10 protein-coding genes are annotated in these 10,610 nt (G+C 35.2%); 3 read left to right on the plus strand and 7 right to left on the minus strand.

The window, feature by feature from the left end; genetic code table 11:
- The first annotated feature begins 91 nt into the window (after nucleotides 1-91).
- From Q0E86_RS07145 to Q0E86_RS07155, 3 genes are all read left to right on the plus strand, one after another.
- Nucleotides 92-1,429, plus strand: a complete 1,338-nt coding sequence (locus Q0E86_RS07145) for a TrkH family potassium uptake protein (protein WP_295755700.1) — start codon at nucleotides 92-94, stop codon at nucleotides 1,427-1,429.
- A 10-nt stretch (nucleotides 1,430-1,439) separates the two neighbouring features.
- Nucleotides 1,440-2,087: a TrkA family potassium uptake protein gene (locus Q0E86_RS07150; protein WP_295755702.1), complete on the plus strand. Its 648-nt coding sequence runs from the start codon at nucleotides 1,440-1,442 to the stop codon at nucleotides 2,085-2,087.
- 253 nt (nucleotides 2,088-2,340) lie between these two features.
- A complete protein-coding gene (locus Q0E86_RS07155; protein ID WP_295755704.1) occupies nucleotides 2,341-2,694 on the plus strand; it encodes a hypothetical protein in 354 nt (117 codons plus the stop codon).
- 194 nt (nucleotides 2,695-2,888) lie between these two features.
- Here Q0E86_RS07155 and Q0E86_RS07160 read toward each other — a convergent pair whose 3' ends face one another.
- The 7 genes from Q0E86_RS07160 to Q0E86_RS07190 all read right to left on the minus strand — a co-directional run bounded on the left by Q0E86_RS07160 (nucleotide 2,889) and on the right by Q0E86_RS07190 (nucleotide 10,583).
- Nucleotides 2,889-3,905, minus strand: a complete 1,017-nt coding sequence (locus Q0E86_RS07160) for an alpha-hydroxy-acid oxidizing protein (protein WP_295755706.1) — start codon at nucleotides 3,903-3,905, stop codon at nucleotides 2,889-2,891.
- A 2-nt stretch (nucleotides 3,906-3,907) separates the two neighbouring features.
- Nucleotides 3,908-4,933, minus strand: a complete 1,026-nt coding sequence (gene eutH, locus Q0E86_RS07165) for an ethanolamine utilization protein EutH (RefSeq protein ID WP_295755707.1) — start codon at nucleotides 4,931-4,933, stop codon at nucleotides 3,908-3,910.
- 50 nt (nucleotides 4,934-4,983) lie between these two features.
- Nucleotides 4,984-6,870 (minus strand): extracellular solute-binding protein, encoded by a 1,887-nt coding sequence (locus Q0E86_RS07170; RefSeq protein WP_295755709.1) that lies wholly within the window; start codon nucleotides 6,868-6,870, stop codon nucleotides 4,984-4,986.
- A 2-nt stretch (nucleotides 6,871-6,872) separates the two neighbouring features.
- Nucleotides 6,873-7,700 (minus strand): ABC transporter permease, encoded by an 828-nt coding sequence (locus Q0E86_RS07175; protein WP_118011557.1) that lies wholly within the window; start codon nucleotides 7,698-7,700, stop codon nucleotides 6,873-6,875.
- A gap of 3 nt (nucleotides 7,701-7,703) precedes the next feature.
- Entirely contained in the window at nucleotides 7,704-9,287 is a 1,584-nt protein-coding gene (locus Q0E86_RS07180) for an ABC transporter ATP-binding protein (RefSeq protein WP_003865298.1), read from the minus strand.
- 20 nt (nucleotides 9,288-9,307) lie between these two features.
- Nucleotides 9,308-9,841: a cupin domain-containing protein gene (locus Q0E86_RS07185; protein ID WP_295755711.1), complete on the minus strand. Its 534-nt coding sequence runs from the start codon at nucleotides 9,839-9,841 to the stop codon at nucleotides 9,308-9,310.
- 130 nt (nucleotides 9,842-9,971) lie between these two features.
- Complete coding sequence (locus Q0E86_RS07190) at nucleotides 9,972-10,583, minus strand: hypothetical protein (RefSeq protein ID WP_295755713.1); 612 nt, start codon at nucleotides 10,581-10,583, stop codon at nucleotides 9,972-9,974.
- Nucleotides 10,584-10,610 lie beyond the last annotated feature (27 nt).

Raw genomic sequence — 10,610 nt, forward strand, 5'->3', positions numbered from 1 at the left:
AACATTGTCTTAACATAGTGTTAGAATATTTTTATGAAATCTTAATACAGACTAGTGTAGAATGTGTTGAGATATTAGGATAGGTGGTTTTATGTTTAAGAAACGTATGAATCGCATTACACCAGGACAAATGATCATCCTCAGTTTTGCGACTATGATATTGGTTGGCGCCTGCCTGCTTATGCTTCCATTTTCAACAAACAATGGAAAGGGCGCACCCTTTTTAGATGCATTATTCACTTCAACAAGTGCCTCCTGCGTAACCGGACTGATTATGCATGACACTTCACAATACTGGTCCCCATTTGGACAACTTGTCATTATAACACTCATTCAAATTGGAGGTATGGGCGTAATTACTATGGCCATAATCCTATCTGTTTTGGGTGGTAAAAAAATTGGTTTTAAACAAAGATACTTTATGCAACAATCGATTTCCGCACCAAAACTAGGCGGTATTATTCGAAACACAAAATGGATTCTTAAAGCTACCTTATGCGTAGAAGCATTGGGAGCCATTTTATTAGGCATTCGATTTTTGCCTCGCTTTGGCCTAGTCAAAGGCATATGGTATTCCATATTCCATTCTATTTCCGCTTTCTGTAATGCCGGATTTGACTTAATGGGCACAAATCAAGCCTATTCATCTTTGACAAGTTATTCAAGCGACATTCTTGTATCCAACGTTATCGCAGCACTTATCATACTTGGCGGTTTAGGCTTCTTTGTCTGGAAAGATGTTGTTCAATACAAACATCATTTACACAAATATTCCTTACAATCTAAAGTCGTCCTATTTACGACAGTAACTCTATTGATTATGAGTACACTCTACTTCTACATCAATGACTTTAGCCATTGGAATATGAGTTTATCCGATCAAATCAATGTTTCTATTTTCCAAGCCGTATCCCCAAGAACAGCCGGCTTTAATACGGTTGATTTAAACAAAATGAACCAAAGCAGCATCCTCTTTATGACACTACTTATGTTGATAGGAGGAAGTCCACAAGGTACAGCCGGAGGTTTTAAAACAACAACACTCGCTGTATTGATTCTAAGTATTCGTGCTGTGTTCAATCATAAACAAAACCCACAATGTTTTGGAAGAAGAATTTCTATGGACACATTAAACAATGCCACAGCCTTATTTATGTTGTTTATGGTATTATTCTTTACAGGTACATTCTTAATTTCAGCCTTTGATCAACTGCCAATTCTAGACGCTCTATTTGAAGCCGCCTCTGCCATTGGAACCGTTGGACTTACATTAGGAATCACACCCACACTATCAAGTGCATCTCACTGCATTTTAATTTTCTTGATGTTCTTTGGAAGAGTTGGAGGATTAACCTTACTTTTAGCCATTTCTAAACATCAAGTTGTCGCAAACGCAAATTTACCACAAGAAAATATCACAATTGGATAATGGAGGAAATATGAAATCTGTATTAATTATTGGAATGGGACGTTTTGGACGTCACATGGCACAAAAACTATATGATCTAGGACATGACGTTTTAGCTATTGATAAAAGTGAAGCCAAAATCAACAAAGTCCTTACTTATGTCACAAATGCACAAATTGGAGATTCTACCGATGAAAGCTTTATTGACTCACTAGGCGTATCCAACTTTGACCTTTGCGTTGTAGCCATCGGAGATGACTTCCAAAGCTCTCTAGAAACAACGGCCCTATTAAAAGATCATGGTGCTAAACTTGTTGTCGCAAGAGCCGTACGTGATGTACACGCTAAATTCTTATTGCGTAATGGAGCGGATGAAGTTGTATATCCTGAAAAACAAATTGGTAATTGGGCAGCCGTACGTTTCTCAAGTGAAAATATCTTTGACTATGTACAACTTACCCCAGAATATTCAATCTATGAAATTTCTGTGCCAAAGTCATGGATAGGAAAAAGTATGTTAGAGCTTGATATTCGAAGAAAATATCACATCAATATTTTAGCTACTAAAATCAACGGTATTCTAGACCCACTACCTAGTGCTGAACACACTTTTGAAGAATCTGAAAACATTCTAATTCTAGCGCAAAATTCAGACGTACAAAAATTCCTACGTTTTTAATGAAATCTTAATATGTCGCCTCATTCTTTAACACCATTTAAACATTGAAAACTCTACAATAAAGGTGTAAGAAAGAGGCGATTATTTATGTTAGGAATCTTAGCTGCAGGATCCATATTCTACATTTCTTTCTTAGTCCCAAAACTTTTAAATCACATTTTAAACATTACACACCATTAATGTATGCCACGAGCATACCAATTATCCCCAATTCTAAGGTATATATATACTTAGGAAAGGGGATTTTATTATTATGAAAACTTGGAAATTAGTCAGTGGAATCATTTCCATTGTATTAAGTGTATTTGTCGTGTTCCAAAGTATGATGGCAGGCCTTGCCAATGCATTAGAAGAAAGTGGACAATCGAGTGGCAGTGCTGGACTTGTCGTAGCTATATGCATGCTTTGTGGAGGAATTGTATCCATTGTATCTAGAAAGAACAATTCAAAAGGAACCAACATTGCACTTATTATTCTGTTTGGTTTAGCAACACTCACAGGCTTTATACTTGCAGGAAACTATTCTGACCTATACATATGGTCAGTATGGTGTTTAATCAACGCTGTATTCGCAATTATCTCATTAAGAAAAGGTATCAGAAATTAAAACTGATACCTTTTTAAAATCTCTTTACTTATCAAGTAAATAGTTATTTCTACACATTTTTCCGAACTTTTAGGCACCTTTTTCGCACATTTTTTCGGACTTTTTAGTATTGTTTTTACACATTTTTCCGCGGTTTTTAGTACTCATTTTACACATTTTTACTTTTCATCAAAAAAAGACAGCATTTAAGCTGCCTATCTTACCATATCACGAGTGATGTCCTTTAAGCTTTTAGCTCCACACATCTCCATTGTATCTTGAAGTTCACTACCAAGCTTATCCACTAAAACTTGAATACCTTCTTCTTTTGCTCCATAAATCGCATTCACAAATGGACGAGCTACAATGACGGCATCCGCTCCCATTGCCAAAGCCTTAAAAATATCGACACCATTACGAAGTCCTCCATCGACAAAGATCTTCATACTGCCATCAACAGCCTTTACAATTTCTTCAAGCACTTCAGCTGTTGCAGGACATTGATCTTGAACTCGACCACCATGATTTGAAACCACAATAGCACTAGCTCCTGCTTCTTTTGCCTTTAAAGCACCCTTGACAGTCATAACACCCTTCACAATAAATGGTACTGGTGTTTTTGAAATAATTGCCTTTAACTGCTCTGTATTCATTCTTCCTGCAGGTGGTTGACAACCTTTTAAGAAAGGAAGTCCAGCTGCATCCACATCCATAGCTACCGCAAATGCATTACTATTTAAAGCTAAGTCTAGTTTTTCTAGATATGTTTCTAAACTCCAAGGCTTAACCGTTGGAATCGCAAGTCCATTATTTTCTTTAATAATACGCGTCGCATTAATCATAATATTAGGATCTTTTCCATCTCCTGTAAAAGCACAAATCCCTGCATCAATACAACCTCTAACTAAAATATCATTATATCCATTATCATCATAGGCATCTGAATAGTGCATTCCCACAGCTCCTACAGGACCTGCAAAAATTGGATATTTAAATGTATGACCAAATAACTCTAACTCTGTACTTACAGATTCATTATCTGTAATGGTATCCATGTTGACACGAATATTTTTCCACGCATCATAGTTACGCATCGCAACATCCCCAATACCTTTAGCACCAGGTCCAGGCACTGTATTTTTACATGCCTTTCCATCACAAACAGGACAAGACTTACATAATTTTGTCCCCATCACTTCACGACTTTTTTCCATCAATTCCTTATAATTCATAATCATTCCTCCAATACATTCGCAATAACTAAGCCTAATATCCCGGCCAATAGCTTCACAACCACAAACCAAGTCACACTTGTAGGATTGACTGAGGCAATAAAACCGAGTTGTCCACCAAACACAAAGGCTCCACTTAGTGAAAAGGCTGCATTTAAAATTTTACCCTTCCTATTCATTCTACTAAATAATGGTAACATCGCAATACTTGTTCCAAAAGATAAGATAATACCCATCACTGAATATTTATCAATATTTAAAATCTGTCCAACTCTTTCAATTTGACTTGAAAACTTTCTTAAAACAATTTCACAAAATACTAAAGAACCACACACAATAATACTCATCTGAAATACAATGCGTAAAGCTTCATTGATCAATGTCGCATTTGTGAAGTTCATATTGAAAAAGAAAGTAAGACAAACTAGGAAAAAGAATATATATCCAACAATTTGTACAAGCTTCGAAAACAAAGTTAAAATCACAATGAGTGTTTTAAACGATATAAAGAACAAGCCAATTAGAATCGCACAAATAAAAATAACAGGTAAAAACGAGATGATAAAGTGATCAATTTTTAATAAAAAACCACTCACTATAAGAATGGGTAATAGTCCTAAAATACCATAGACCACACCTTTTAAATAGTGGCTCAAATCATCTTTATCCAGTTCATTTAAAAAGATAGGCAATTGAAAACTAATCAAGCACCCCAAAGTTGACGTTAATAATACCCCACAAAAAACAAGAACATTATCTGCATGTGTCATAGACTCTATAATAGAATAGCCTCCAAGATCTGGTGCCAACAAGCTTGAAATAATCATTTCTTTATTTTCAAACAAGCCAGCATGACCCTTTAGAAAGGCTATCGCAATACAATAAAAGCCTCCTACACTCATCATAAAATCGCCCATTGTGATGATGCCTCGATCAAAAGAAGCAGCTAATCCCAGTCTATTCTTAAACATCTTGTCAAATAAGCCTAGAGCCGCAAAACACAATAAAATAAAAATAATCGGATTCATGACTTCATTCTATTATAAGAATGAAAAAAAGTCGAAGAAAATTTCTTCGACTAATGTGCATTACTTGCAGCCACCTTAACTCTTGACCACAAATCCGCAATAATTTTACGTGTGGCTTCATCATATTGGAACACTTCATCCTTGTCATAACCTGAACGAGGTGTGTATGCGTTAATACCATCATAATCTCCGCCTTTGCCACCAAGTTCTTCCATAACTTCTTTATTTGGTGAAGTATATCCAACATAACTTGAATTATCCATAGCTGCATCATAGCTAGTAATATAACGAACAAATTCATTCGCAAGCTTAGGATTTTTCGCATTCTTAGGAATAACCATCGCATCTGACCAAAGGTTTGTTCCACTCTTTGGCATATAGAATCCCATATTTTCATTTTCAGACATGACATAAGCCGCATCTCCAGAATAAATCAATCCAAGAGCCTTTCTAGCCTGTGCCATATTATCAATAATTTCATCGGTTACAATTTCTGGTTCCATTGTCTGAACACACTGTACTAACCAGTTATATGCAGCATTCAATTCATCCTGACTTGTCGTATTCATTGAATATCCTAGTGCCTTTAATGCCATCATGAATGAATCTCTTTCAGAATCATATAGATAGATATCTCCCTTAAATTTCTGATCTAAGAAAATATCCCATCCATCTTTTTCCAAATCCTCTTCAGATACTTTTGTCTTATCATACACAATACCAACAGTACCCCAGAAGTAAGGAATTGAATATTCATTCTTTGGATCATAAGGAAGTCCCTTGATTGCATCAGCCAATTCACTTAAGCATTCTTTACGTGTTTCTGGGTCTAATTTTTGAAGCATATCTTCCTGCATCATTCTTTGAATCATATAATCACTCGGAACTAATACATCATATGCATCACCATTGGCAACCTTGATATACATTTGTTCGTTTGAATCAAAGTTATCCATAACAACTTTGGCACCTGTTAATTCTTCAAAGCCAGAAATAATATTTTCTCCTGTATATTCACCCCAGTTATATACATGTAAAGTCTGTCCTGCATAAGGTAAAGAATTTGCGGATTTATTTAAACCAAACAAAGAAGCCACTAAACCAACCACTACAACACCTGCAACAGCCCATTTCCAAGGTTTATTTTGTTTAGAAGGACTTGTCTTTTTACGAATCATTGGCAAGACATTCACAATTGTTAATGTGATTGTGATCAACAATACAACCAATGTACTAATCGCATTTACACTTGGATTAATACGCTTAGACATTGTGTATACCATAATACTCAAGTTTTTCACGCCTTGACCTGTTACAAAATATGAAATCACAAAATCATCAAAAGACATAGTGAACGCAATCAAAGCACCCGAAACAATACCTGGCATAATTTGAGGTACAATAACTTTTACTAAAGCCTGCCAAGGCGTAGCTCCAAGATCCATTGCAGCATCTGCCAAGTTTGGATCTAAAGATTTGATTTTTGGCATAATACTCAAAATTACATACGGAATACAGAAAGCGATGTGTGCAAGTAATAATGTCACAAATCCCTTTTCAATCTGGAATGTGATAAATAGAAGCATCAATCCGATTGCGGTAACAATTTCAGGGTTCATAATTGGAAAATCATTGACCTGACTGACAAAAGCACGCAATACTTTTTTTGACTTTGATAAACCAATTGCTGTAATCGTACCAATGATTGTAGAAATAATTGTTGCCAATAACGCAATCACAATAGTGACATACAAAGATTCCATCATTCCATGGTTTTTAAGCATAGCCTCATACCAACGCAATGAGAATCCTGTAAAATGTGTTAATGATTTTGAACTATTGAAGGAAAAAATAATCATGAATAGTATTGGTGCATAAAAGAACACCAATAATAAAGCCATGCCTACTTTACCTAATACTCTCTTATCTTTCGACATGTCTATTTTTCCTCCTTATTACGCTCTTCAAGTTTTCTTACAAGCATCATTAGAAGCATCATGATCATAGCCATGATCATTGAGATAGCTGAACCAAAGTTCCATTCTCCAACAGTAATGAATTGATTTTCAATCACGTTACCAATTAAGAAGAATTGTCCTCCACCCAATAATTTAGGAATAAAGAATGAGCTTACGGCTGGTAAGAATACAAGTGTAATACCTGAAACAACGCCAGGTAAAGAAAGTGGGAAAATAACTTTCCAGAAAGTTTGAAATTTATTGGCCCCCAAATCCTGTGCAGCTTCTAATAAAGATTTATCCATCTTCGTCAAAGCTGTATTGATCTGTAGAATCATAAATGGCAAGAAGTTATATACCATACCAATCAATACGGCAGCTTCTGTATATAAAAGTTCTGTATGAATTCCAAACAAACCTAAAAAGCTACTGATGATTCCATCACTTGATAAGATTCCAATCCATGCGTATGTTCTTACAAGCATATTGATCCAAGTAGGAAGTGTAATCGCAAGAACTAAGATTTGTTGAATCTTAGGACTATTCTTTGAAATAAAATATGCGATAGGATAGCCAATCAACAAACAAATAATGGTTGTCTTAATGGCAATCCATAAAGAGCGCCATAGAATCAATAAGAAGTCTTTATCTGTAAAGAAACGAACATAGTTATCCAATGTAAGCTTGAAATGTACAATACTGTTGCCTTGCTGAATGACTGAATAAAACGCAATCAGCAACATCGGAAGCAACAACATAATACAAGCCCACACAATATAAGGGATTGCTAATTGTTGAAATTTTTTCATTGTCTAAAATCCCATTTTCTCCATAACATGAATATCTTCTGCAAAGAAAGTAAGTCCGACTTCTTTTCCTTCCTCTACATAATCGGTTGTATGAATCTTAAATTCACGTCCTGTTGTCCAGAAAGTCACCTTATAAACACCTTCTGTAATTGTTTCAGGATCAAAATCATAATCTACATCTAGATCCACAGTTTCATTTTCATCATCCAACTTCCATCCTTGCGCATTTGCCCAAGTCTTCAAATCTGTATCAATAGCCATAGATTCCTTGATTTCATCAACTGTTTTAAAGAAGTTAAATGCAGATACGGCTTCATTGGCCTTCTTATTTTCAACAACTCTTTGGTCTACAACCCAAATCTTACGTGTGATCGAAGTCTTGTTGTTGGTAGAGAAAGTAACCGTATATTCTCCAACTTCTTGTTTTAAATCTGTATCAATATCATGAATAGAAATAAATTCGTCTGTTTCTGGATTCCAAGCCTGTGCATCCGCACGCGCAATGATTTCCTTATCATCAATATCCTTCATATCTTCTAAGTCTAGATAGAAGTCGTTGGCAGAAATCTTTTCTTTTCCATCCTCACTTGTGATCGCATAGTTCTTATTAACGTGCATATTTACAGTAACATGTGTACCAGGTACAGTTTCCACCATAATTTCATAGTGAACACCCTTAAATAATACACTTTCAACTTCCCCAGTCATCTTGCCATCTTTTACATCCACGATATCAATATCTTCTGGACGAATCACAACATCCACTGGCTCATTTTCTTTATATCCAACGTCCACACAATCAAATGTAATATCATCAAAGCGAACTTTTTTATCGCAAATCATACGAGCCGGAATAATATTACTTTCACCAATAAACTTGGCAACATATTGATTGACAGGCTCATTATAAATATCTTCTGGGCTACCAACCTGTTGAATCTCGCCATCTTTCATAATAACGATCTTATCTGACATTGTTAGTGCTTCTTCCTGGTCATGCGTAACGAAAATAAATGTGATTCCTACTTCTTGTTGAATCTTTTTCAATTCATACTGCATCTCTTTACGAAGCTTTAAATCAAGTGCACTAAGCGGCTCATCTAACAATAATACACTTGGCTCATTCACTAAGGCACGCGCAATCGCAACACGTTGCTGCTGACCACCGGATAATAAAGTAACATCTTTATTCTCGAAACCTTCAAGACCAATCAGCTTCAACATTTTCATAACCTTTTGATCAATGACATCCTTACTCATCTTTTTGATTTTCAATCCAAACGCAATATTGTCATATACATTCATATGAGGGAATAATGCATATTTTTGGAAAACCGTATTCAACTCACGCTTATAAGCAGGAACCTCACAAATATCTTCTCCATTTAAGATGACTTGTCCTTCACTTGGTTCTAAAAATCCACCTAAAATACGTAATAAAGTTGTCTTTCCACATCCACTAGGACCTAATAGAGTGACAAACTCATTTTCATATATATCTAAATCAATACCCTTTAATACAACTTGTCCATCAAATTCTTTCACAATGTGACGAAATTGAATTAATTTATTCTTTTCTTGTTCCATCTATGCTCTCTCCTTGTCCATTAAAATACAGGCGGTGTAGATAACCACAATACTTTGGCATCTGCACTCGATACGTTTTCTAAATAATGCCCTTCTTTACCTGTAATATAGAAGGTTTCTTTTGATTTAACCTTTAACCTTTTATTACCAACAACTAAAACAATACTACCCTTTAAAACATAGCCAAATTCTTCACCCTCATGCGCCTTGACTTCTTGTGACTTTGCCCCTGGTCTTAAAGTCAACAGAATCGGTTCCATCTGATTCTTTTGTGCATTGGGAACAATATATTCTGTAACAGAATCTTCTTGCTCGTTCACAAAAAAATCCTGAGTATGAAAAACAATTTGTTCTTCCTTACTCGATTGAAAGAAATCCGCTAAATTCGTTCCCAGAGCTTCCAAGATATTTTCTAATGCAGAAATATTCGGACTTGTTAAATCGCGCTCTAATTGTGATAAAAAGCCTTTTGTTAATTCACTACGATTCGCAAGTTCTTCCAAAGTCAACCCATTCTGGGTTCGAAGCTCTTTTAGTTTTTTGCCTATTTTCATTCAATCCCTCCTAATTTGTTTTTTATACTAAACTTTTTGTTTCATTAAAAGAACAAATCTATTATATAGGAAACCCTAAATTATGCAAGAAAAAAAGAGCAATTTTTATTGCTCAAAAGTTAAATAAATTTTACGCGTTTGAATTTCTTAATCGATACAATACACAACTAGTCATAACAGCTAAATAAAGTGCTTCACTCATCCCTTGTGTCTGTAATGTGAATGGATAATTGTCGCGTATGATAAAGTCCATACTGACATTTGTGCTTTGCGATATTTTAAAGATCTTGTCGACATTGATCTGTCCCTCATCCCAATACTTTGATGTATTTCGAGTCACTTCCATATATTTTCCAAATTGCGTTTGCGAAAGAGAGAAAACAACTTCTCGTATAAAGCGCATGCGATCTCCCATATCCGTTTGTAAATTATAATCAAATTTCTTAAATTTTTTACTTCTTTTAATATCCGTAAATAATTCTGGATGCACTAATTTTATAATATCTTGAATCTGAGTGATTGTTAATCCTTCCAAATTGATGGGCTGATTATTCATTTGCCCAAAGAAAATAGAATCAATCGACTGTTTTTGTTTATCCGCAAGAAGCAAAACAATTCTAGCTTGGGTACGATCTTCTGAGTGAATCTGCCTTCTAAAGTTACGCAAAGACATATGTGCGGCTTGGGCAACTTCTTCTTCAGAAATATTGTTGTCTTCAATAAATCGAACAATTTGTTTCATAAAAAAACACCTCCATGTTAAACATAG

It is taken from the genome of uncultured Holdemanella sp., from assembly GCF_934754935.1.
Taxonomy (GTDB): Bacteria; Bacillota_I; Bacilli_A; order Erysipelotrichales; family Erysipelotrichaceae; genus Holdemanella.

Coding starts and splice junctions, on each gene's coding strand:
- Q0E86_RS07145 (WP_295755700.1), top strand. CDS start 92: ATGTTTAAGAAACGTATGAATCGCATTACACCAGGACAAATGATCATC.
- Q0E86_RS07160 (WP_295755706.1), bottom strand. CDS start 3,905: ATGAATTATAAGGAATTGATGGAAAAAAGTCGTGAAGTGATGGGGACA.
- Q0E86_RS07185 (WP_295755711.1), bottom strand. CDS start 9,841: ATGAAAATAGGCAAAAAACTAAAAGAGCTTCGAACCCAGAATGGGTTG.
- Q0E86_RS07170 (WP_295755709.1), bottom strand. CDS start 6,870: ATGTCGAAAGATAAGAGAGTATTAGGTAAAGTAGGCATGGCTTTATTA.
- Q0E86_RS07190 (WP_295755713.1), bottom strand. CDS start 10,583: ATGAAACAAATTGTTCGATTTATTGAAGACAACAATATTTCTGAAGAA.
- Q0E86_RS07155 (WP_295755704.1), top strand. CDS start 2,341: ATGAAAACTTGGAAATTAGTCAGTGGAATCATTTCCATTGTATTAAGT.
- Q0E86_RS07175 (WP_118011557.1), bottom strand. CDS start 7,700: ATGAAAAAATTTCAACAATTAGCAATCCCTTATATTGTGTGGGCTTGT.
- Q0E86_RS07180 (WP_003865298.1), bottom strand. CDS start 9,287: ATGGAACAAGAAAAGAATAAATTAATTCAATTTCGTCACATTGTGAAA.
- Q0E86_RS07150 (WP_295755702.1), top strand. CDS start 1,440: ATGAAATCTGTATTAATTATTGGAATGGGACGTTTTGGACGTCACATG.
- eutH (WP_295755707.1), bottom strand. CDS start 4,933: ATGAATCCGATTATTTTTATTTTATTGTGTTTTGCGGCTCTAGGCTTA.